This is a genomic window from Bacteroidales bacterium (assembly GCA_035647615.1).
GTDB lineage: Bacteria > Bacteroidota > Bacteroidia > Bacteroidales > 4484-276 > SABY01.
The window spans coordinates 1-24,092 of the sequence record DASRND010000029.1 but is presented as its reverse complement, the minus strand read 5'-3'; the positions used below and the strand labels follow the sequence as shown (position 1 = coordinate 24,092).

General features: G+C 43.7%; 20 protein-coding genes and 1 tRNA gene. 6 read left to right on the top strand and 15 right to left on the bottom strand.

The annotated features are described in order from the left end of the window. Nucleotides 1-10: 10 nt before the first annotated feature. The 3 genes from pth to VFC92_09115 all read right to left on the bottom strand — a co-directional run bounded on the left by pth (nt 11) and on the right by VFC92_09115 (nt 2,340). A complete protein-coding gene (pth, locus tag VFC92_09125) occupies nt 11-574 on the bottom strand; it encodes an aminoacyl-tRNA hydrolase (GenBank protein ID HZK08349.1) in 564 nt (187 codons plus the stop codon). Nucleotides 575-663: 89 nt separating this feature from the next. Beyond that, the gene (locus VFC92_09120) at nt 664-1,362 is read right to left on the bottom strand and encodes a 50S ribosomal protein L25/general stress protein Ctc (GenBank protein ID HZK08348.1); all 699 of its coding nucleotides are present in this window, start codon (nt 1,360-1,362) and stop codon (nt 664-666) included. Nucleotides 1,363-1,398: 36 nt separating this feature from the next. Next, entirely contained in the window at nt 1,399-2,340 is a 942-nt protein-coding gene (locus tag VFC92_09115) for a ribose-phosphate pyrophosphokinase (protein HZK08347.1), read from the bottom strand. Between the two features lie 172 nt (nt 2,341-2,512). On the opposite strand from VFC92_09115, the gene VFC92_09110 reads away from it, so the two are divergent. Both VFC92_09110 and VFC92_09105 read left to right on the top strand, forming a co-directional pair. Then, nucleotides 2,513-2,595, top strand: a tRNA-Leu gene (locus tag VFC92_09110). 382 nt (nt 2,596-2,977) lie between these two features. Then, a complete protein-coding gene (locus VFC92_09105; protein ID HZK08346.1) occupies nt 2,978-3,367 on the top strand; it encodes a hypothetical protein in 390 nt (129 codons plus the stop codon). A gap of 165 nt (nt 3,368-3,532) precedes the next feature. On the opposite strand, the gene VFC92_09100 is transcribed toward VFC92_09105, so the two are convergent. The 8 genes from VFC92_09100 to VFC92_09065 form a co-directional block, all read right to left on the bottom strand. Further along, the gene (locus tag VFC92_09100; GenBank protein ID HZK08345.1) at nt 3,533-5,374 is read right to left on the bottom strand and encodes an efflux RND transporter periplasmic adaptor subunit; all 1,842 of its coding nucleotides are present in this window, start codon (nt 5,372-5,374) and stop codon (nt 3,533-3,535) included. 5 nt (nt 5,375-5,379) lie between these two features. Next, complete coding sequence (locus VFC92_09095) at nt 5,380-5,730, bottom strand: four helix bundle protein (protein HZK08344.1); 351 nt, start codon at nt 5,728-5,730, stop codon at nt 5,380-5,382. Nucleotides 5,731-5,848: 118 nt separating this feature from the next. After that, nucleotides 5,849-7,075, bottom strand: a complete 1,227-nt coding sequence (locus tag VFC92_09090; GenBank protein ID HZK08343.1) for a TolC family protein — start codon at nt 7,073-7,075, stop codon at nt 5,849-5,851. Further along, complete coding sequence (locus VFC92_09085) at nt 7,072-7,293, bottom strand: hypothetical protein (protein ID HZK08342.1); 222 nt, start codon at nt 7,291-7,293, stop codon at nt 7,072-7,074. Before VFC92_09085 ends, VFC92_09090 begins: the two co-directional genes overlap by 4 nt. Before the next feature lie 111 nt (nt 7,294-7,404). After that, nucleotides 7,405-11,277, bottom strand: a complete 3,873-nt coding sequence (locus VFC92_09080) for an efflux RND transporter permease subunit (protein HZK08341.1) — start codon at nt 11,275-11,277, stop codon at nt 7,405-7,407. Between the two features lie 92 nt (nt 11,278-11,369). Next, the gene (locus VFC92_09075; protein ID HZK08340.1) at nt 11,370-11,684 is read right to left on the bottom strand and encodes a hypothetical protein; all 315 of its coding nucleotides are present in this window, start codon (nt 11,682-11,684) and stop codon (nt 11,370-11,372) included. 169 nt (nt 11,685-11,853) lie between these two features. Then, a complete protein-coding gene (locus VFC92_09070) occupies nt 11,854-12,345 on the bottom strand; it encodes a DUF305 domain-containing protein (protein HZK08339.1) in 492 nt (163 codons plus the stop codon). Nucleotides 12,346-12,442: 97 nt separating this feature from the next. Beyond that, nucleotides 12,443-13,600 (bottom strand): hypothetical protein, encoded by a 1,158-nt coding sequence (locus VFC92_09065; protein HZK08338.1) that lies wholly within the window; start codon nt 13,598-13,600, stop codon nt 12,443-12,445. 394 nt (nt 13,601-13,994) lie between these two features. Between VFC92_09065 and VFC92_09060 the strand changes: the two genes are divergently transcribed. The 4 genes from VFC92_09060 to VFC92_09045 all read left to right on the top strand — a co-directional run bounded on the left by VFC92_09060 (nt 13,995) and on the right by VFC92_09045 (nt 19,189). Continuing rightward, the gene (locus VFC92_09060; GenBank protein ID HZK08337.1) at nt 13,995-15,395 is read left to right on the top strand and encodes a radical SAM protein; all 1,401 of its coding nucleotides are present in this window, start codon (nt 13,995-13,997) and stop codon (nt 15,393-15,395) included. Between the two features lie 11 nt (nt 15,396-15,406). Then, nucleotides 15,407-16,549 carry a glycosyltransferase gene (locus VFC92_09055; protein HZK08336.1) on the top strand — a complete coding sequence of 381 codons (1,143 nt, stop codon included), beginning with the start codon at nt 15,407-15,409 and terminating at the stop codon, nt 16,547-16,549. Between the two features lie 256 nt (nt 16,550-16,805). Next, nucleotides 16,806-17,936: a DegT/DnrJ/EryC1/StrS family aminotransferase gene (locus VFC92_09050; protein ID HZK08335.1), complete on the top strand. Its 1,131-nt coding sequence runs from the start codon at nt 16,806-16,808 to the stop codon at nt 17,934-17,936. Further along, nucleotides 17,933-19,189: a glycosyltransferase gene (locus tag VFC92_09045; protein HZK08334.1), complete on the top strand. Its 1,257-nt coding sequence runs from the start codon at nt 17,933-17,935 to the stop codon at nt 19,187-19,189. Before VFC92_09050 ends, VFC92_09045 begins: the two co-directional genes overlap by 4 nt. A 266-nt stretch (nt 19,190-19,455) precedes the next feature. On the opposite strand, the gene VFC92_09040 is transcribed toward VFC92_09045, so the two are convergent. The 4 genes from VFC92_09040 to VFC92_09025 all read right to left on the bottom strand — a co-directional run bounded on the left by VFC92_09040 (nt 19,456) and on the right by VFC92_09025 (nt 23,958). After that, complete coding sequence (locus VFC92_09040; GenBank protein HZK08333.1) at nt 19,456-20,262, bottom strand: SDR family oxidoreductase; 807 nt, start codon at nt 20,260-20,262, stop codon at nt 19,456-19,458. A gap of 1 nt (nt 20,263) precedes the next feature. Further along, nucleotides 20,264-21,433, bottom strand: coding sequence for a radical SAM protein (locus tag VFC92_09035; GenBank protein ID HZK08332.1), 1,170 nt, complete (start codon nt 21,431-21,433; stop codon nt 20,264-20,266). A 57-nt stretch (nt 21,434-21,490) separates the two neighbouring features. Next, nucleotides 21,491-22,894, bottom strand: a complete 1,404-nt coding sequence (locus tag VFC92_09030) for a TlpA disulfide reductase family protein (GenBank protein HZK08331.1) — start codon at nt 22,892-22,894, stop codon at nt 21,491-21,493. Nucleotides 22,895-22,977: 83 nt separating this feature from the next. Further along, nucleotides 22,978-23,958, bottom strand: coding sequence for a hypothetical protein (locus tag VFC92_09025; GenBank protein ID HZK08330.1), 981 nt, complete (start codon nt 23,956-23,958; stop codon nt 22,978-22,980). Between the last annotated feature and the right edge of the window lie 134 nt (nt 23,959-24,092).

Below are 24,092 nucleotides of genomic sequence, written 5' to 3'. Positions count from 1 at the left end.
CCCCGACAACCTATTTATTGTTGTAGCGGTTCATAGTTTGTTGCGTTCCCGCGAATACAAAGCTTTGAATTACCTCCACGGCCATGGGTATTTTTTCGAGCATGATCTTCTCCTCACTTTTGGTCCATTGCCCCAGCACATAATCCACCTGAAAACCACGCGCAAAATCGTTGCCGATCCCCACGCGCAGACGTGCAAATTCATTCGTTCCGAGTGTGTCTATGATGTCGTTGATTCCATTGTGCGTGCCGCCGCTACCTTTGGGACGCATCCGAAGCACACCCGTGTCGAGGTCGATGTCATCAAAGATCACGAGCAGGTTTTCGACGGGAATCTTTTCTTTGTCGAGCCAGTACTTCACAGCCTTTCCACTCAGGTTCATGTAGGTGGTAGGTTTTATCACTACCATCTGCCGGCCTCTAAAACGAGTTTGCGTTACCTGGGCCAGCCGTAATGTTTCGAACGAAGCTCCTGTTGCTTGCGCCAGTGCATCGGCTACCAGAAACCCTGCGTTGTGGCGTGTGTTGGCATATTCGCCGCCAATGTTTCCCAGCCCGGCTATGAGGTATTTCATAAAATATTTATCGCAATTTTTTTATTAATAAGAAAAAAGGTACAAAGCGCGTGCTCTGTACCTCTTTTATGATTATTCCGAAAAGGAAATTATTTACCTTTCCCATGGGTTTCACCTTCAGCGCCTTTATGACCCTCGGCGCCTTTATGTCCTTCAGCACCTTCAGCACCTTCAGCACCTTCAGCGCCTTCAGCACCTTCAGCACCTTCGGCATCTTCTAATAATTCGTCTTCCTCTTCCTCAATAACACGGGCTGTTTTAACAAGAACCACCACTGAAGTAGGCGGATCAAGGAAGGTAAGATTTTCGCGTGACAAATCCGAAACCTTAATACTTTCGTTGAGATTCAACGGAGTGATGTCAACTACGATTTCGTCAGGCAGGTCGCCTGGCAGCGATTTAACCCTCAATTTGCGGTATTTTTTATACATAGTCCCGCCTTTAAGAACGCCTTTAGACGTACCAGTAATTTGCACCGGCACCGGGATAGCTACCTCACGGTCATCAAAAATCTGCATAAAATCCACATGGAGAATACTCTCGCTCACAGGATGAAATTGCACGTCCTGCAGGATAGCGTTATAGGTTTTCCCTTCCAGCTCAAGCTCGATCAGATAAGTCTTAGGAGTATAAATCAACTCTTTAAAAGCCTTCTGGGCTACCACAAAATGAATCTGTTTGTCGCCTCCATACAGCACACAAGGCACTTTGCCTTCTTTGCGCAGCATTTTAGCATCTTTTTTCCCTACGTTCTCGCGAAGAGAACCGCTCAATTTTAATGCTTTCATGTTTTAAAAAAATAAATTAGTAAATAAAATAATGAACTATAACATCGTGAAGAACTCAAAGTGAGTGCTTATCGATTGATTTCTGTTTACACGATCAATTACATCGGCAAAGATTTCGGCAGTGCTGAGCACGGTAATCTTGCCGGACGATTCGCGGCGGATGGTATCTGTTACCAGCACTTCGCATAGCGCCGACTCTTCGATGCGTTGCAAAGCGCGGTCGGAGAAAACAGGATGTGTGCATACAGCACGTATCGATCTGGCGCCCTGATCCATCATCATGTTGGCAGCAATGGTAATGGTGCCGGCGGTATCGATGATGTCGTCGACCAAAATAATGTCTTTGTCTTTTACGTCGCCGATGATGCGGATGGTATCCACCTCGTTGGCCCTTTTGCGCTGCTTGAAGCAGATAACCAGGTCGGTGTCGAGAAATTTGGCGTAAGCCGCTGCTCTTTTTGTCCCACCGGTATCGGGCGAAGCCATGGTAAGATTGCGCAGATTAAGGGTTTTGAGATAAGGTATGAAAATGGAAGAAGCGTACATGTGGTCTACCGGAATGTCGACGAAGCCCTGAATCTGATCGCTGTGCAGATCCATAGTGATGATGCGGTCGACGCCGGCGGCTACCAGCAGATTGGTGATGAGCTTGGCGCCAATAGAAACGCGGGGCTTATCTTTACGATCCTGACGGGCAAAACCAAAATACGGGATAAGTGCCACCACTCTTTGCGCCGAGGCACGCTTGGCAGCGTCGATGAGCAACAGCAGCTCGAAAAGGTTATCGGCAGGTGGATTGGTGGATTGCACCAGAAACACATCGTTACCACGGATGGTCTGCTCGAACGAAGGCTGGTACTCGCCATCTTTGAAATGTGTGATGGTGACCTTGCCCAGTTCGGCGCCAAAAGCCTTAGCAATACGCTCAGCCAGGTATTTGGAGCCGTCACCCGAAAAGATATTTACTGTTGGTGCCATGATAATGAACCTTTTACGCTTAAAAATGCTCTTATGATGAGACTGCGAAATTAGCACATTTTATCCGGAGGGAACATTTTTTTAGGGTTTTAATCTTACATTCAAGAAAATCACTATTTTTGCGACCCTAAAAAAGGGGCTACTTTTCCCTCGCAGTTCTTAAAAAAATCAAGCCCGAGTGGCGGAATAGGTAGACGCGTTGGTCTCAAAAACCAATGAACTATGTTCGTGCCGGTTCGATTCCGGCCTCGGGTACTATTTACAGCCTGTTAATCGTCGATTAACAGGCCGTTTTGTTTTTATCTTTTTGTCCGATGAAAATCACATTGAATTTTGGTTTTTGGAATTTGGACTTTGATCTTTCCGCCATCTAAAACATATCCCGTTTTCCAATAACAATTTTTAACCTATTCCTTTAGCAGTGCGGGATGCAACATTTCAGCTGTTACCATCAAGACGTTCAACACATTGCGTGAAGCATACAAAACCAGTCCTGCAAAAGGTTTCGACGGCTTAATTTTTATGGATATTAATACCAGGAATACACCGTTGTATTGCTGAAAACATTTGTAAAAATCAAAAGATAGCTTGTATGATAAAATGATCTACGCTTTTAACTTTTAATACTTTAAGAAGCATGATTACATACAATCTGTTGGAAGACAACTACCTGATCGAGAATTTCTCGGGAAGCCTCAACGCAGGCGAATTCATCCGCATGAAACAAAACCAGATCGACGACACCGACTACGGACGCATCCGTGGTATCGTGATGGATCTGCGCAAGATGAAGATCAATTTTAGCAAAGAAAAACTCAACCAGTTTTTTGCCTGGCTGGTGCGCAACAAAGTCATCATCGAAAATAAGTCGGTGGCTATCCTTACCAAAACCATGGATCAACTCAACTTTGGCTACCGTCTTAGTGAGCTACTCAACGAAAACCTGGTGGAAGCGCGCGTGGAGCAATTTTCATCGAAAAAGGAAGCCTACCTGTGGCTCACCGACAATAGAGCCAACGGCCGATAAAAACAAAGCGCAACAGGCATCCGCAGATACTGTTGCGCTTTTGGTTTTTTTAAATTAACAATTACAAAACCTGGCTTGCAACCGTGTTTTCTCCAAATATTTGCTTCATCGTCATAATGCAACGGTCGCATAACATATTTTAGATGCTTATTCCCATGGACTGTATTATTTAAGTGTTTCGCGGGTTTCGCCGCATTTGAGCATCCTATCCCCAAAATAGGGATTTCTGATTTGCTTGATATCACTTAGCCAATAGGCTCCTTGGTTATCAAAGGCCATGGGGCAGTATTGATAATAAGCTGTGTGCTCGTCCAGGCCAAAGTTTTTAAGGGCGGCGTAAAACGCTTGGCTAAATTGAGCAAAGGCCTTGCGTTGCATTTCGATGTTGCCGGAGCCTGAGATCGCTTCAATCGAGCTGTTCAGGCTTTCCAATTGTTCCATCCAGAAAATATGTGCCTCGCCTTTGAGCAAACCCATCTCTACCTGCTTTAAAGCTGCATTTACATCTTTTGCTTTGCTCCTGACTTTTTCGTTGTCCGTATCCACAAAAGCATTTTTCATTTCAAGGTAAGTCTTGTACACTTTTGCTAGCTGTGCTTTAAATGCCGGGTTGCTAGTGGGGGCTTCACTTTGAGTGAAACCCTCACTCGACCCCTCACTTGAAGCGGACTTACTTTGAATGGAACCCGCACTTGCCTGACCTGCTAAGGGCATTTTTGTTCCACCGTGGTCGTGCCCGGTCATGGCCGGCCCGCCTTCGGGATTCATCATGCTGGGTTTTCCGGCCAGCTGAGCGGCTGCGTCGATGCTAAAGGTGCCGTTTACAGCTATTTCTTCACCTTTTTGTAAACCATTTTTAATAACATAGCTTTCGCCCAGGGCAGGGCCAAGTGTAACTTCGCGCATGATAAAATTTATGCCCTGATCGCTTTCTGATTTAACATACACCACCGAACGCTCGCCGGTCCACATTACGGCAGATTTCGGAACCACTACAACATCAGATTTTTTGGGGAGTTGCGCCCGAACCGTGCCCGAAACAAACATCTCGGGCTTTAACTTCAAATCAGGGTTAGCAATTGCTACCCGCGCTTTTGCCACTCGTGTTATGGGATCGATTACAGGATCGAGGAAGGAGATGGTTTCGGTAAAGCTTTCCCCGGGAAGTGAGGCAACAGTAAAGGCTACTTCATCGCCTTTCTTAATCCAGGCCATGTCCGATTCATATACATCAAAAAGTACCCACACTTTCGAGAGGTCGGCAATTTGGAAAATGCTTTCACCCCTGCGGAGATAGTCACCGGGGTTCACCATTTTTTTGATCACATAACCCGAAACATCGGCGCGGATGGGAAAACTTTCGGCAGTAGTGCCCGACTGCAAAATCTTTTCAATCTGATCGTCGGTGAGCTTCCAGTTTCTCAGCTTCTCTTTGGCTGCACTGAAAAGCTGTGGCTGTGTTTCCTTTATCTTTTGCGATTCAAACAGTTCTTCCTGCGCGGTAACCAAGTCGGGCGAATATACCGAAGCAATCACCTGCCCTTTTTTTACATATTCGCCGGTAAAATTGATCTTCAGGTCTTCAAGTCTTCCTGGGATGTGCGACGACTGCGAAAAAACCCGCCGCTCATCTTCCTGAATCTTACCATCTAAGCGCACTTTTTTTACCGGATCCATCAAGCCCACAACTGCAGTTTGAATATTGGCCAGTTGCATAGCCGTTGGCGACATGCTGATTGCCATCGGGTCGATTTCTCCGTTCTGTTCATCTTCCAAAGGGATTAAATCCATGCCGCATATTGGGCAATCGCCCGGCTCGTTTTTTCGGATTTGCGGGTGCATGGAGCAGGTCCAGATTTGTTGGTTTGATGATTGGTTGATTTGCTGATGTGTTGATTGGTTGATGGGTTGATTTGATGGAACATGGTTTCCTACTAAATATCCCAGCAAACCTCCGGCGAGCAAAACGGCAATCAGCATTACTATAGTTCGTCTATTAAATTTCATTTTTATTATTTTTTAGATTTTGCAGATGAGATTATTTTATTGAGCAACTTTTCGATGGATAGCATCATAGTTTTCATCGCGATAGGAGGGGGTGGGTAATTTTCTACTTTTTCGCATAATAGAAGCCAGTAATCGGTTTCGATTGCTTCTTTGTGGGCTATTTTAAGTTTATGAATAAAACCAGCTCTGCTTTCACAACTTTGTGCTTCCCGAATATTGGCTCCTATACTTGTTCCCGATTTTAATATTTGACGTGCGATCACGTATTTACGATTGCTTTCTAACAATTCTGAAAATTCGATGATGTCCAAAGCAAATTCAAAGCTTAAATCCAAAATCTCATTTCTACGTTCCATAATTATCTATTTTTTAACGTTCATATTAATTTTACACATCCCCGCATCCTCACATCCTCACATCAGCACATCAGCACATCAGCACATCAGCACATCAACACATCCCCCCATCCCCACATCAATCCTCATAAGCCGTTAAATAATTCAGTTTGGCCACAGCTATTTGATACTGCATTTCTGCCGTGGCTTTCATTTTTTCGTATTTCAATAGTTGTTGTTGCATGCGCAAAACCTCTTCGAATTGCTCCCCTGAGTTGCTGTAAGCACTAAACAAAAGATTCAGCGCCTGCTCCGACACCTGTATTTGTTGGTTGTAGAGTTCGATCAAATGTTGTTGGCTTTGGAGTTCAAACCAGGTGGTTTCGTAATTTGAAACAAGCGTGTTGGCAGCTTCTTCTTTTTGCAGGGCGTAACTTTCCTGCATCATTTGCGCTTCTTTTTTAGCTGCTTTGTATTTCTTCCTGAAAATGGGGATGCTCGCCGAAACCATTGGCATCAGCACATCTTTACCGTTGTCGGTCATGCCTCCGACGGCATTTTTATCCATAATCATATATCCCAAACCAACACCCAATTGTGGGAGACCCTGTTTTTGTGCTGCCCTTTCGTTTGCCTTGTTTGCCTGCACTTGCAATTCGAATGCTTCCAAAAGCGGGTTATTGGCCATCAAGGAATCTCTGCGGGGATTCATCTCTACGAATTCAATTTCTAATGAATCTTGAAATTCAATTTCCGCATTTTCGTCTCTGTTGAGCAGTTTGTTGAAAGTGGTAACCAACGATTTTTCTTTTTGGTTAAGGATTTCGAGATTGGTGGTTGCGTCGTCGAGCATGATGTCCACGCGTAAGACATCGACCATGGGCGCCAACCCGTTTCTGAATTTTGTGTTGGCAATGGATTTATAAGTTTCCAGAATTTCGATGTTGTCCCGCTCAATCTGCTGCCATCGCTTCAACTCGTACAAAGGATAATACGCTGCCGAAACCTTAAAAAGCAGTTGGTTTCGGGCATCGAGAAACGTCTGGTATTTGGCTTCTGCCGATAACGCTGCTGCATCGGCCTTTGCGCCAAGGGTTCCAAACCAAGGGAACATCTGGTTGATGGTCAGCTCTGCCCGTTGTGATCCCATTTTTGGAATAAAATACCCGAACGAAAAAGTTGGGTCGGGGAGTGAACTCACTTGCGGCACCTTTTGCAAAGCGGCTTCAAATTCCTTGTATTTGGCCTGCAGGCCGGGATTGTTTTGAGAAGCTATTTTGAAATAATCTTGCAAAGACTGGGCATTCCCCTCATAGCTTGGGATCAGAAAAATTAATAGAAATAGGTTGAGATATAGTGTTTTCACTTGTTTTGTGCATTTTTATAAGTTACCGGAATAAAATTGTTCAATTTGATTTCTAAAGAATCATGTATTTGTTTTAGTTCGTCAAAAGTTGCCACATCAATTATTTTTTTTTGGTCAAAAGTTAGACTGGAAAAGATGTTCCACGCGATGGTTGATAGTTGTCGAGCCAGTTGATAAACAACCAGTTCTTTAAGCGGAATAAATTTGGACGTCTTCATTTTTTAGAAATTTTAAGTAATAGAATATCTACTTAAGTTAGATAAAAACAGCCTGATGATTGGAATCTCCATATTTCAACTTGTTATCAAAATATTTCAATTGTATCTCCATTATATTTCCTTTGCCATCTTCCTCTCTTCACGCATACTGTAAAGCACCGGCACGATAAAATAGGTAATCGCCGCAAATATCATCCCTCCAAAAGCCGGAATGGCCATGGGTATCATAATATCAGCACCTCGTCCGGTAGAGGTAAGGATGGGCAGCAGCGCAATAATGGTCGTTGCCGAGGTCATAGCCGCAGGCCTGATTCTACGGTAACCCGCTTCTACCACAGCGGCCCGTATTCCTTTCAGGTTGCCGGGGCGGTTGCGCACAAAGCTCTGGTCGAGGTAAGTGGCCATTAAAACACCGTCGTCGGTTGCAATGCCAAAGAGGGCGATAAAGCCTACCCAAACGGCCACACTCAGATTGATGGTGTGCATCTGAAACAGCTCCCGCATGTTGGTGCCAAAGAGGGAGAAATCGACAAACCAGCCCTGCCCGTAGAGCCAGATCATCATAAAACCTCCGCTGAAGGCCATTGCGATCCCGGAAAAAACCATCAGAGAGGTGGAGACCGATTTAAACTGGAAGTAGAGGATGAGAAATACCAAAATCAGAACAATTGGTACGATAATCGTCAGGCGTTTCTCGGCCCGTACCTGGTTTTCGTAGCTTCCCGAAAACTTGTAACTCACGCCGGCCGGCACGCTCAAATCGCCGGAAGCGATACGGGCTCGTATGGCAACCCGTGCATCATCCACCACCGTTACTTCTGAAAAACCTTCCCGTTTGTCGAACAAAACATAACCCACCAAAAAAGTCTCCTCACTTTTGATGGCCTGTGGTCCTCTGGCGTATTCAAAATCGACAATTTGAGAGAGGGGAATTTGCGCTCCGGTAGGTGTAGGTATCAGTATTTTACCCAGCGCCTCGGGATCGTCGCGCAGCTCGCGCGGGTAGCGCACCCGCACCGGGAATCGTTCGCGGCCTTCGACGGTAGAAGTAATTTTCATCCCGCCAATGGCCGTTTCGATGGTTTGTTGCACATCTTCCACATTCAATCCATAACGTGAGATTTCGCTGCGGTTGATGTTTAGATGCAGGTAGGGTTTCCCAACGATGCGGTCGGCAAAAACCGCCTCAGCTTTTACCGAAGGCACTTCTTTCAATACCTCTTCCAGTTGCATCCCAAAAGCTTCGATGGTTGGCAGGTCAGGACCATACACTTTAATCCCCATGGGAGCACGCATACCTGTTTGCAGCATTACCAAACGGGTTTCGATGGGTTGCAGTTTCGGAGCAGAAGTTACGCCCGGGATTTTTGCTACTTTAATAATTTCATCCCAAATATCGTCGGGCGATTTGATTTCCTGCCGCCAGTTGCGGTAATAGTTGCCTTTGTTGTCAGGTATTAAATCCGCCAGTGTTACACCACTCTTTAAAGCTTCCGTATTGGATAGCGTATCACCGTTGTTTAATATAAACCGGTCGTTTTTATCCACTTTAAATCTTACCCGGTGCCCTTTTTCGTTGAGCATGTATTCAGGCCGGTAATTGATGACGTTTTCGTACATCGAGATGGGTGCCGGGTCGAGCGCCGATTCGGCTCTTCCCAGTTTCCCTACGGTAAGTTCAACTTCCGGGATGTTGGTAAGCAACATATCCAGTTGCCCCAGCACTTTGCGGTTGTATTCAAAACCCGAATGGGGCATAGAGGTAGGCATGAGCAGGAAACTACCTTCGTTGAGCGAAGGCATGAATTCTTTTCCGATGGCGGGAAAGGTGTGCGTTAATCCCGACCATACTTTGGTGGTACGCACATTCCATCCAAGCCCGTCGAAGCCTTTGGCCACAAAACCAAAAATATTGCTGAATCCCATCCAGGTAACTGCCCCGAAAAGAATTAAAAAAGCAGGGATCAAAAGGAAGCCGACTTTATTGTTCAAACACCAGCGGAGTATCGGTTTATAGAAATATTCAAGGATTAGAAAAAAGCCTAAAATAATTGTCACGAGCAGCGCAACAAACAACACATTTATCACCAGGCTTTTGGCAGGCCCCAGCGGGAGCCAGTATTTGGCCAATAGCCAGACAACACCAATAACCACTATGATGACTTCGGCATGTGCGAGTATCCAGGAGGCAAACACCTCTATTCGTTGCTGCGGTGCCGAATCGCTTGTTCCTGTTTCTAATTTTTCTTTATTAATACCAAAGCGTTTTCTCCTGAACTCTTTCACTACTCCCACAACGCCAAACGCAAGTAAAATCAATCCGCCCCAGGTCTGTCCGGCAATAAGGGCGAAAATTCCAATGGGGATCAGCAGGATGTTCAGCCACTTTCTGATTTTATTATTTTTAATTTTTACACCAAAAAACCAATGCGCCAGCATGGGCATAATAAATAATGATATGATAAGGGCAGCAATCAATGCAAACGTTTTGGTAAACGCCAGCGGTCCAAAAAGCTTGCCTTCGGCGGCCTGCATCGTAAACACCGGAATGAAACTAACAATAGTGGTAGAAACCGCAGTAAGAATTGCGGAACTTACTTCGGAAGCTCCGTTATAAATGGTGGTGATGAGCTTTTGTTCGGGCGGAGCCTCGTCGATATGTTTGATAATATTCTCGGAGAGGATCACTCCCAAATCGACCATTGTACCAATGGCAATGGCGATGCCCGACAAAGCCACGATATTGGCATCCACATGAAAATAGCGCATCGCAATAAAAACCATGAGCACAGCGATGGGAAGCAAACTGGATATTAAAATAGAAGCTCTGAGGTTGAACACCATGACGATGACCACCAGAATAACTATAAGGATTTGAAGCAAAATGGCTTCTTCGAGCGTTCCCAGGGTTTCGTGAATAAGACCCGAGCGGTCGTAAAACGGCACAATAGTCAGCTGGCTTTCTGTGCCGTCGGGCAAAACTTTTTTGGGCAGCCCGGGCGAAATTTCTTTGATTTTATCTTTTACATTATTGATTACCTGCAGCGGGTTGGCTCCAAAGCGGGCCACTACCACGCCGCCAACCACTTCGGCGCCGTCTTTGTCGAGAGCGCCCCGGCGGCTGGCCGGCCCCAGAGTTACCACAGCAATATCTTTTATGCGGATGGGAACATTTTCATGAATTGTAACTACGGCTTTTTCGATGTCTTCCACCTTTTTGATGTAGCCCAATCCACGCACCAGATATTCGGCCTGGTTGATTTCGATGGTTTTGGCGCTCACATCTCTATTCGATCTTTGTACCGCCTGCATCACTTTGTGCAGCGGAATGTTGTAGACTTTTAAAGCATCGGGGTTTACATCTATCTGGTATTCCTGCACAAATCCACCAATGGAAGCCACCTCCGAAACGCCCTCGGTGGCATTCAATCCGTACTTTACGTAAAAATCCTGCACGGTGCGTATTTCGTGCAAATCCCAGCCGCCGGTTGGATTACCGTTTTTATCGCGCCCTTCGATGGTGTACCAGTAAACCTGCCCCAGCGCGGTGGCATCGGGGCCGAGTGCAGGCTTAACTCCTTCGGGCAGCAGGCCTGCCGGCAGCGATGCAAGTTTTTCGAGTATCCGCGAGCGCGACCAGTAAAATTCGACATCTTCAGAGAAAATAATAAAGATGCTGGAAAAGCCAAAAATGGATGAGCTGCGGATGGATTTCACGCCCGGAATTCCCAAAAGATATGTGGTGAGCGGATAGGAAACCTGGTCTTCGATGTCCTGTGGCGAACGGCCCGGCCACTGGGTAAATACGATTTGCTGGTTTTCGCCAATATCGGGGATGGCATCAACAGGCACCGGGTCTTTGGGCAAAAAACCGGTGTCCCAGCCAAAGGGAGAAGTTACGATTCCCCAGCTTACAAAAAGCACCAATACCAGGAATGTAACCAGCTTGTTTTCGAGGAAAAAACGGATGACTTTGTTTATCATACAAATTTCAATTATGAATTTTAATAGTGACTCATATAGTAACAGGGACTCTTGTGGAAATCACAAAATCCTTAGTAGAAATCATTATAAAATCATAAAAGAAAAGATTGCCGAAGGGCAAGTGTCACTTGCAAAGATGGGTGCGGAAGCGGCTCTATAAATTCGCGGTAAGCGAGCATAGCTTCGGGCAAACCGGGTACTTCGACAGCAAACAGTGTATGTCCTAAAATTTGACGCATTACTAAATCAGGGGTGACGGAAACTGCAGGGGCTGAAAAATCAACTTTGAGCTGATAAACCCGCGTTTCGTTGTGGCAGCAGTTTCCCATGTCGCAGCACGAATCGGCTTCAGCAAACACTGAAACGGAAACCAGGTTTTCGCGGCAATAATGCTCGGACACAGCCATCCCTGTTGTTAGAATCAACAATAGGAGCGATAAAATGATATGTCCGAATATTTTCAAGATTTAAACTGTTATCTGAGAAATATTAAACAGGCAAAAGTTTGATAAGTTCATCATAAGTTGAACTGGCAGCAATGTCCAAATTTCGCTTCCGCTATATTCTAAAATTCACCTACTCCGGGGTAGGAGCGAATTTGGGCACCGGACGCGTTTCTGCTTCTGCAGCTGTTTTTGCCAAACCATTTTCTCTGATGTCATTGATCAACCATTCCATCTCTTTGATTTCTTTGAGTTGAGCGTCCTTAATCCCATCGGCAAGTTCTCTCACGCGTGCATCTTCGATGAGTGCCCGCTCACTTGTAAGAATAGCGATAGAATGGTGCGGTATCATACCCTCCATATAATCTACATCGTCCACCGTAACTTGGCTTCTGACCAAAATTACCGAGGCAACAATCAGAATAAAGCCACCGAAAATGATAGCAACGTTGGTCTTTTTATCGGAGTACATTTTGAGCATATAGAGCAGCATAATAATAATCATAGCTCCGCCCATGATGAGCGTCATGTACATGCGGGTTTCGCTAAACCAAAAATGATCGATAATCTGGTAAGAATTCAGGTACATCAAAAAGAACATCACCAGCATGGATGTGCCGATCATGGCAAAAAATTTTAAGTAACTATTGTGGTTTTTATGTTTTTCCATTAACTACCTCCTCCTGTTTTTAAATAATTATTTCCTTATCAAACTGCTCATTTTAGTAGCGAAGCAGCGCGTTAAGTTTCGAGGTACTCTCGGGCATCTTATCGGGCGGCATCATAAACACACGGCCACCATTGAGCAGCGTGTATGTTGCCGCCAGATTGAGCAGGCCGGTATTGTGCTCTTCTTTTTTGCTTTCTATCCGTATTTCGTTTTCCTTCCGGTCGAAGGTACCCCACACTTCTTCGCCTTTGCTCACAAAAAGTGTATCCACACGCTTGTTGATGGCGGCACGAACGACCTCCTCCATTTTGTAGGCGGCGCGCTTATTGGCCAGCACTTCTTCAAACAAACCTGATTTTTCGGAGCGCTCGCTATCGAAATGATTCGCCAGCAACTCCCACGCCTTGCGGTGCAATGTCGTCAGGTCTTCGTGTTCGGGATTTCCAGTGACGGATTTTTCCCATAAATATTTATAGCCGTTGGCCTCTGCATAAATGGGAATCAGGTACTCTACGGCAGCAATTACCAACGGCACCTTCTCATCACGCAACATCTTCATCAAGCCATCATTTACAGCTCTAAAATATTTCATAGCCTCCGCTTTAGCATCTTCTTTGCCAGCGCCATGACCATGGTACATGGCGTGCTCGCCACCACCTTGCTGCGAACGAAACTGCAGGTTGCGTTGGGGGCTATCGTCACCCAGAACCTCGTCCATACCTGAGGGTAAATGATGTACAGCTTCTTCGATCTCATCCAGATGGTGTGGTGTTCCCTCGTAAAGTTTCACCTTATTGAGGCTGAGCGCCAAAAGATAAAAATGTCCTTCATGGTTCAGATAAGGGATGAGCGGCATCAAATAATAATGTGTGTCGACAAACAAGAAAGCATCAAAAGAAACCGGCAGCGAATAAAAGAGAAACTCACCGGGCGAGATAAACAGAGCCAGCCCATCGGAACGATTGCTCCAGAAGCTGCCGTTGGAAAGCAGTGCATCGGCCGGCTTCAGCAACGCATCAATCTCACGATCGCTCAGCTTGTATTCGGCAAGTTGCTGACGGGCTGCTTTGAGCTTATTTTTCAACACCAACTGGTCGTGGCCCTGTTTTACCTGCTGCCCCACACGGTGTGTAGGGATAAAGATGCTTACGCAATGGGGTTGATGCTTTTGTGCTAATTTCCTGAAATCGTCCAATGTGAAATGGTTCATGTTGTAATGTTTATTTTTATAAAAATGAAAAGAAAGCTAAGAGAAAAGAACATGCCAAGAAGCACGCCGACAGCCAGAAACACCGCGATCCACCTGCTATCAACTGTTTAAGGCGCCACGCCGGTTTCCTAAAAATCAGAAATAAAAGGCGGGTGCGGAGAAAGTTCTACAAGTAAACCCGGCCTTTAGGAAGGATTTATCTTTGGCCCAATAGAAAAGCAAGGTGCTTTCAGGTTAAAATAGCGTGGCGAAGGCGCCCATTTTGAATTGTTATTGTATCTTTGAAATGTTAAAAATAGCGTTTAATTTGTGCCGTTTTAATTCATGTCGGATAGTAGTAAGATCTATCATGAGCATCTCTTCAAAAATTTAGTCGGACAACAGTAAAACAAACATGAAAATAGGATTGATTTTTCCGAACAAGGACAGAAGGTACAAGACCATGCATCTTGGGTTGGGATATCTTGTGGCGTATGCCCGCATGCATCACGATGATTTGGAATTTACCTACCTCGATACCCGCGTAGCTTCAAGCAAAGAAACCAACGCCTTCTTCAACACCCACTTCGATTTGATCGGCATGACGGTATTTTGCCCGGTTTATTTTGAGGTAAAATCCCTCTTTCGCCGTATCAGGAAGCAACATCCCACCACACCAATTTGTCTGGGAGGGCCTTATGTAACCACCATTATGCAGGATGTTTTCGCGGAAACACCTGCAGATTATGTTGTTTACGGTGAAGGCGAAATCACCTTTTCGACATTGATAAACCATTTGAAGGGAAAGGGTAAAATTGAAGCTATTGATGGACTGATGTATAAAAGTGCCGCCGGCGAAATAATTACAAACAAACCGAGAGCGCAAATCAAAGACATCGATTCGATACCCCTGCCGGCTTATGATATTTATCCTATGCACAAGTATCCCCTTCACCGGATTGTGTCGAGCAGAGGCTGCCCGTATGCCTGCGCTTTTTGCAATTCATCTTCCATCTGGGGCGACAACTGGCGAAAACGCAGTGCAGCAAATATTATGGAAGAAATTGAGCTATTGATAAAAAATTACGGGAAAAAGATATTCGTATTTGGTGATAATAGTTTCAATATTGATTTGCAAAGAGTCGAAGATTTTTGCGATTTGCTTTTAGAAAATAAGACCCGGATATTGTGGTCGGCATCCATCCGGGCCGACATCATTACCCAGCCCCTTGCCGACAAAATGAAGAAGGCAGGGTGCTACAATGTGGCTATTGGAATAGAATCGGCAAACAATGAGATATTGAAAAAAATCAATAAAAAGTCAACGATAGAACAAATTAGTGAGGGGATTAAGATTTTTAAAAATGCCGGCATAGAAGTGTTAGGGCAATTCGTTATTGGAAGTCCGGACGACACCCTCGAAACCGTTACAGAATCAATAAACTATGCGAAAGATTCGGGATGCGATTTTGTGAATTTTTATTCAGTACTCCCGTTTAAGGGAACCCCGCAATGGGACTATGTGAAGGAACATGGCCATTTTTTTACGGATATCATCCACGACTTTCATTCGATAAACCCGCGCATTGTTTTCGAAACGCCAGAGTTCTCTTACGCCGACAGGCTCAAGGCTATCAAGTTGGCTAAGAAAGCGGGCTTTTACAGCAATCAGGACAAGAAAAACTGGTGGTTTGACGTGGCCAAAGAAACGTCAAGAAAAATGCAAAATCTGTTGCCCGATGAAATGGGAGAAAGATTGTATATGCTTATGAAGTCTGTTTACCGAATGAAATTTGTGAAAAAGAACAATTTTTAGAAAGTACCCTGATGCTAACGATACTCTGGATAACCGCTATTTTTATTGTACTCTATTTAATATACCCATTAGGGTTGTGCCTGGCATTTTCTGCGAGGGCAACCCCACCAAAAGAAACCGAACAAATCGATGGCATTTCTCTAATTTTGCTCACCTACAATGCAGAAGCATTTCTGAAAAATAAAATTGATTTCCTTATTAATGAACTTGCTGTATTCGAAAACCACGAAATGATCATTATTGATGATAGCAGCAGGGATTCCACGCAACAAATACTCGATCAATATCTCCATCAGCCGGGCGTTAGAATTATCAGAAAAACCAAACGCAAAGGCATTGCCGATTCGATGAATCGCGGTGTTTTGGAGGCGCGACTCGAAATTATTATCTTTTGCGATCAACGTCAACAACTTTGTCCAAACAGCCTTCAACGCATCGTTGAGCCATTAAAAAACAAAACCGTCGGGGCCGTGTCGGGGTGCTTGTCGCCTATCGACAAAGACAATTGCGATTCGATTGTCCGCCGGCACGAAAACTTTATAAAAACGTGCGAAAGCAAGCTCGGCAGTACCATGGGAGTTTACGGACCTTTGTATGCTATCAAAAAACAATATTTCGCGCCAATCCCCAATCATATTATCCTTGACGATTTATACCTGAGCCTGCACATATTAAAATCAAAGCAGATAGTTATGATTAAGCATTGCGCCATCATCGATGATAATTTTGCTGAGCTATACAATTACCAAAGGGCTAAAAGATATTTAACAGGGCTCCTTCAGTTGCTCTTCCAAAGAGGCATTATTTTTAATTTGAGCAAATTACAAATCACCATGCTGCTCTGGCACAAATACCTGCGCATCTTTATTCCTGTGCTATTATTTCTAAGCTATATTGCTTGCGGAATTCTTATCCCACAAGGCCTTGCGTTTCTTATTCTGTTTGGTACCGGGTCGTTGTTTTTAATCCTGGCAATTTTGCAAATGATTACAAAATTTCAATCCGGACTGGTTAATCTTGTCAGGATTAATCTCTATTATCTGGTGGCTTTTGTTGATATTTTAGTGAGCCGAAAAAATTGGTTGCATCTTTTTGCCCGCAAAGACAAAGCATCCAGGTTTGATGCCGAAAATAAGATGATTCTTAAAACGTAACTATTTAGCTGCTATCTTTGAAAACATAAATTCAACATATGAATCTTTATTTCCAAAATGCCCGCGCTACCCCTCAATCCCCTAAAGGGGAAGCCTCCCACACACTTTCGCTTGTGCGTTGGCAATTCCCCCCTTTAGGGGGCAGGGGATGCGCGATGGGTAATCCTAAATTCATAGAACCAGGCACTAAATGTAAATTTAAAAAACCACCTAAACAGTTACCTTTAAACAAATATTATATACGATCTTTACGATAATGGACGATACCAGCAACAATAAGAAGATTTTTATAACGAAGCCGTTTTTGCCTCCCTTCGATGAAGTTCGCCCCTATTTGGAAGAGATCTGGGAATCGCGGCAGCTAACAAATGACGGGGTTTTCCATGCTGCTTTTGAACAGGCACTTTGCGCGTATCTTGGGGTAAAGTACATCAGCTTAGTTTCGAATGGTACGATGGCTTTGCTTTTGGCTCTGAAGGCGCTAGAGTTGAGCGGAGAAGTAATTACCACCCCGTTTTCCTGGATATCTACAGCGCAGAGTATTTACTGGAACAATCTGAAACCGGTTTTCGTAGATATTAGTAGCTGCGATCTCAATATGGATATTAGTAAAATTGAACACGCCATTACTCCCGACACTTCGGCCATACTTCCGGTGCATGTATTTGGGAATCCCTGCGATGTAGAGGCCATCGATAAGATTGCACAGAAGCATTGCCTGAAGGTGGTGTACGATGCAGCGCATTGTTTTGGCGTGAATATAAATGATAATTCTGTTCTTAATTTTGGTGATTTATCCATTTTAAGTTTTCATGCCACCAAAGTGATGAATAGCATCGAAGGAGGCGCAATCATCAGTCATGACGAGGCCACAAAAAAACATATTGATGCGCTGAAAAATAGCGGGATCGGCTCCGACAATCAACTTGTGGGCTATGGCCTGAATGCGAAGATGAATGAGATACAGGCAGTCATTGGGCTGGCACAACTGAAACACATGAAACAGGTCATTGGTTTGCGCAAAGCTGCTGTGCTGCTATATCGTGAACATTTGAAAAACGTAGAGGGGCTCAGCCTTTTTGATAATAAAAAATCGGTGAGCTATAATTATGGCTATTTCCCGGTAATCGTGCATCCCGAAAAATTTGGTGCCGGCCGGGATGAATTATTGCATTATTTGGAAAGTAAGAATATATTTCCCCGCACCTATTTTTATCCACTCATTACAGATTATCGTGAGTTTAAAATTTACAAAACAGGCGCTTTGCCAACAGCCCGTTTCAATGCTGACCGCATTTTATGCCTTCCACTTTTTCATGATATTTCGGTTAATGAAATAAAATATATCACTCAGGCAATCATCGAATTTCAAAAACCAAGGCTTTGAAAATATTACAGGTTTGTCATAAAATTCCTTATCCGGTTCAGGATGGCGGGTCGCTTGCTATCTACAATGCCGCAATTGGCTTGCTGGAGGCCGGGGCTGATGTGAATGTTTTGGCCATGAATCCTTTGCGCGATAAAATTGACATCGAAACGATCCCGCCTTCATTCCGTAGCCAAACAAAATTTGTGGCCGTACCAGTGGATAACAGAATAAAAATACCAGATGCCATTAAGAATTTGTTTGGTAGGAAATCCTATTTTATCCAGCGTTTCCAATCTAAATTATTTGAAAAAGTGCTTATTGATATCTTAAACAAAAACACATTCGATATTATTCAGCTTGAGCATCTTTACCTGTGTCTTTACATCGAAACCATCCGCCGGCACACGAAAGCTAAAATTGTATTGCGGCCTCAAAATGTTGAGTTTGTTATTTGGGAGAGATTATTGAAAAACCTGAGACATCCCATACGAAAAATGTTTTTGCGAATAGCTGCATCGCGTCTCAAAATATTTGAACAGCAGATAGTTTCGAAAGTCGATGGTATCATTGCCATATCGCCAATCGACGCACAAATTTTTGAATCTTTTGCCAAAGGTATTCCTGTTGTTAATATTCCTGTCGGGTTTATTTTTAATACATTAAAAGAGTATGATTTTGAAAAACAATACGAGAACTTCCCGGTGGTGTACCATCTCGGCTCGATGGATTGGCGACCCAATACAGAAGCAATGCATTGGTTTGTGTCCGAGGTTTTGCCGCTGCTCGAAAATGCCTTGCCTGATTTGAAAGTATATATGGCCGGCAAGAAAATGCCTGATAGTTTTTTAAAGATGAAACGCCTGAATCTGATTGTTGAAGGCACTGTGCCTGATGCCTTAAAATATCAGCAAGATAAGGCAATAATGATTGTTCCTTTATTGAGCGGAAGCGGAATCAGAGCCAAGATTATCGAGGGAATGGCACTCAGAAAATGTATTATTTCAACCACCGTGGGCTTGCAAGGCATGAAATATATGGATGGCAAAGATGTGCTGGTTGCGGATACCCCCGAAGAGTTCGTTCACCAAATTAAGAAGTGTGTTGCATCCCGTTCATTTTGCCAAAAAGTTGGTGAGACTGCACATGACCGGGCTTTTTCAGAGTACCACTATTTGAACTGTGCAAAGCAGATGATTAAATTCTATGAGAAACTTTTACCCACCCTCGCTTCGCCCGATACTCTGCTAGGTACAAAAACACATATGTTATGAAATGATAAGCTAATAAGGTTGAATACATTAGGCAAGCTTTTTTCTACTAAGGTTAAAAATATTGATAAGGTTTTGGCAAAAGATGAAAACTGATTTTCCTTTCCTTGGTTTATTAGAAAAAATCATTTTTTCAAATCCGTAAAGCAGTCATCGAAGAAAATCGCAAACCTAATTCTTCTGTACCCAATCTTAATAGAAATATTTACCCCTCACGAACTTAAACCTTATTGCCTTTTTTTGTAAAAGAGCCGATTTTTAAAGTGCCATTACCAATCAATCTCCTGCCGATCCCTAAAAAATCTACCTGTAGTAATTTCTTTTTCAGTGGCAAGCCAAACGGCTGTGTCGGCACCCTGACCAACATTACGCAGTGCATCTGTGCCACCCATATCCGTTTTTACCCAACCCGGACACATCGCATTTACGCTTATTCCTTTTCCTTTCAGCTCGTTCGAAAACATAATAGTTATTGCATTCAGCGATGCCTTTGAAATACTGTAAGCGGGATATTCTCCGGTCAGGCTTTGCAATTCGCCCCTTCCACTGCTAATATTGATTATCCTGCCGTTTTCGCTTTTTTGGAGGAGCGGAACAAAAACCTGTATCATACGCCAGGGCCCGAAAAAATTAGTATCCATCAAACATTTTACATTTTGTAATGAAACGTCTTTGGCTCCTTCTTTTTGTGCGATGACACCGGCTTTTCGCAACACGGGAACAGCCGTCTTAGCTATTTTCCAAACACCAGGCAAATTTGTTTTCAAAACATTTTTCACTCCACTTGCCATGGTATGTTTTTTCTCCTGCTCATCCGATCCAATTCCTGCATTATTTATTAGCACATCAATCTTTCCAAAATCGGTTTTAACAAATCCAAATAGGCTCTGGATGCTTTCTTCGCTGGTAACATCAAGTTGATGTACAAAGACATTTTTACTTAGCAAGGCCGCCGCGGCTACTCCTTTTTCCAGGTCTCTCGACCCAAGTATTACCTGGTACCCAAGTTTATCCAGTTGTCTGCAAATTTCAAAACCTATTCCTCTGTTTCCCCCGGTTACCAGTATTATTTTCATACTATGCCTTTTTAAAATTTTTCGAAACGCCCCAAAATGTCCGCCAGAATATCAATGGAAATATGCGGTACAATGCAAGCCTGTTTTTTATGGGATGTTTCATAATCGAGGCCAGCATATTCCGGCTAAAGTGATGACAGCATCCATTACAATATTCACGATATCTTTGGTTTTCTAAATCCTCTTTAATTTCTTGTGTTGCTGCCGACCAAAGAACCAATAATCCGGACTGCCGGTTTTGGTGTATGTTTATTGAGGCCAGAGCCAGGCCGCAGGGTTGTATTCCACCATCGTAGGTAATATCGATGATAGCGTAAATTTCCCTGCAATAAAATGTGTCAAGCACACCATCAAAAAACCATTTACTACCCTGGCCTGCTGCTGTTTTCAGGTAATATTCAATCCAGGGTAAAATTCGATATACGTTTGTTTTTATTTGATGTTTTCGTTCAAAATGCAAAATCTTTCTTAATTCAACCAAAAGGGCATCAATATTTTCGACACCTACATTTAGTAGTGATTTTTCATCAATGGCAGGCCTGTCGGGGTAATTTGAGTAATAAATGATGGGTTGAAACAAAACTTGTTTAATACCTTTTTCCCATGCCTGGGCAAAGAACTCCGATAAATCGTGATAGTTATATTTTGAGATGGCTGCGAGTAGTGTAGGTTGAATATTGTTATCGCTCAAATGCTTTATCGATTTCAGCGCATTGGCGAGGGCAGCCGGAGTGCCGCGTGTAAACGACTGGATGCTATCGCGAAAGGAATCGATGGAAATATTGATTTCGGTCTTGTGTTTTTTGAGCAGGATTAGCTCTTCTTTGCTGAGTTTGTAGGCGGTCATGCCGTTTGTTGTAATGGCGCAGCGGATCTTGTTTTTTCCGGCATATGCCACAACGTCCATGAGGCCATCAAACAAAAAAGGTTCGCCGCCGCACAAAGCCATTCTGCGAATTTTGTTTGCGGCCATTTCATCAATGATCCAAAACAAGTCTTCTTTGGTCAATTCCTCTTTTGAGGAGCTTGGTATGTTTTTACCAATTTCGCAATAAATACACCTCTGGTTGCAGCGGCTGGTGAGGTTTACGGTTACTACGCTTGGTTTCGAGCGTCTGAAATTCAGTGCAAATAGTTCAGGGAGATAATGTCTTGTAAATTTGGATGTCATCCTGAAAAAAATGTTTCGGTTAATTTTTCAAAATTAATCTATTTTCTACAAGCCTTTTTATTTGTTGCCTTGCACAAGATACCAATCTACCCAAGAATCTAATTGCCTCACAGAGGTGGGCTTTAGCAAAATCTCTTGCTTATCATTTAATAAATAAATGGTAGGTGTGGCAAAAACGTGGTATGCATTTGCCACCGGGCTGTCCCATTTCTGATAGTCGCATACACTGATAAAAGGAAAGATGCTGGTGAAATTTCTGAAAATTTGCTCATCATCATCCAAAGAAACATGAACCACTTCTACGTCATTCGTTTTCCACTTTTGGTACAAACGGCCAATTTGTGAAAGTTCTTCGGGGCATTGCGGGCACCAACTTGCAGCAAATATTACAACGGTATATTTGCACTTTATGTCCGACAGTTTTTTGGGAGAATCGGCAACATCGTAGCCCGGTGCAAAACAATCGTCTTCGAAATCAAAGTCGGGAGCTATATTCCCTATTTTCATAGCACGATAGCTTTCCAATTTCGCAATAAGGTCGTCGTTGATGGTGCAGCTAACTTCATTCAGAACTTTCAAAGCTAAATATTCAGCGGGTTTAAATAAACTGCGACGTTCCAATAATTTAAAAAGGAAATCGGTTATTTCGTTCAGTTTTTTCGGATCACCTGCAAGGTTTCCTAGCATAAAGTCGATGGAGATATTCATCTCGGAAAACACCGAATCTAATGAACGACCGCTATTTTCTATTAACCAAAAATGACTCTCGATGGTTTCTTTCAACAAACCACTTTTATAAAGACGCGGGTCGGTATAGTCCATATTGCGGAATGTAGCGATGGCAGACGGAATTTCTTCGGTGCGGTATTGGGCAATGGTAGAAACCGAACTTACCAGTTTGCGAAGCGGTAAATAATAACTTACATAAGAATATTTGGGTAAGGTAGCCAAAAAAAGGCTATCCTCTGCTTTAATGCGTTGTTTCTCGGTGGCTATGGCTTGTTTAGGGACTGGCTGAACAGCAAATAGCGTATCGAGCGTATAAATTTTAGTCAAATAATCCCATGCACTCAGGGCTTGTTCTCTGCGCGGATGTTCTAAAGCATATTGTGTAAACAATTTATTTTCATTTCCCGATAGGGTTGTGATAGTTTCCGGTAGGCTAAAAACTTGGCCCTTTAACTGGATATTTTCATTCGCGAGCACCACAAAATAGGCTTCATTATCTGCTGCTGACAAATAGCCCATGCCTTGGTCTTTGTCGGAATAACTCATTTTGAAATTGCCTTGTTTAGATACTATGGTGCTATCAATGGTATAAATGCCAAAATCCTGAAAGCCTACCAATTTAACTTGTTGTCCTGCCAAAGGGGGAAAACTACCGTTGATGTTATACTGAGCTAAAACATGAAACGATAAAAAACAAATAATTAAAAGTGAAGGAAACCTTTTGAAATTCATAAAATAGGAAATTCTATATCGTTTAAAAAAAAGTAGAAAGTTCATAAAGGACTCACTTTACAAACTTTCTACTTTTAACACATTTAATCCTTAATGCAGCGAACAGAGTATCCATGTCTTCGGACACCCTTGTCCCTGCCTGCACCGCCGCTATAGAAGTACAGGGAATACACATAAATGCCATCAATAGTACTGGAATAACAAGTGCCCCAACTGCCGGCTGAGCCAATTACGCCATTCTTGCCGTCGCGGTTGCCCGGAAGGGGCAATTTAAGTGGTGAGGCAAAAGCACCCGCAGCATCGTTGCTGCTCCAACTTAGACGTTCGGCATCCCATTCAGCATCAGTAGGCAGACGAAAACCACTTGGGCATGGGTTGTTGATTCCATCTACGCCCTGCCATAAATTATCGTTCTGAGGAGTACGCCAATCATTAGGAGAATTATCGACGATTATAAAATCGCCATGTCCAGGTACATCAGTTGTACTAAGAATAGTAGTTGTGGCAGATGTCGGTATTTCGTGCCCGTCGGTCAACCTACCCCATTGGTACATTCCGCCATAGGAAGCTGCATCGGTAGGAGAGGTTGCCACTTGCGAAGCTCCCACATTTCTGTCCATCCATATTTTGCCGGTAGCTGGATTTTCTACTTCGCCCACAGTTTGTTGTCCTTCCCATGCAGGCGCACCGCCAACGAAGGTTAAAATATCGCCTTCATTACCTGCTGCAACTATTACCCATTCTGTGCCATTCCAGTATTGCATTTCGCCGGGGCTTGTGCCTTGCGGAACTCTTGGGTCAGTTTCGTTGGCATGCAAAGCAAAGGGCACGCTCAGCAGTTCGCTTGTTCCGGTTATGGTATAGTTGGCTCCTCCTTCAGGGTCAGTTTCTGTTTTAATAAAGTACGGTCCGTTTGCCCAGTCGATAGTTGCTAAATCGCCAGTTTGAACTGTTCCAGCTCCTATTTCTATGCTTGCCAAACCATTGGCATTGGTGGTTGGTGTTTGAGTTTCAACATACACCGCTGTTCCACTTGCCGAGCCTTGCAGAATACTTATTTGCATCCCGATTGCCGTGTTTGTTATTAACTCAAGGTTACTGTCACGGATTACTGCCTGATAGCTCATTTTGTCGGGTGATTGAGCAAACACACTTGCAGTTAATAGGACTGCAAAAAATGTAAATAATTTTCTCATTG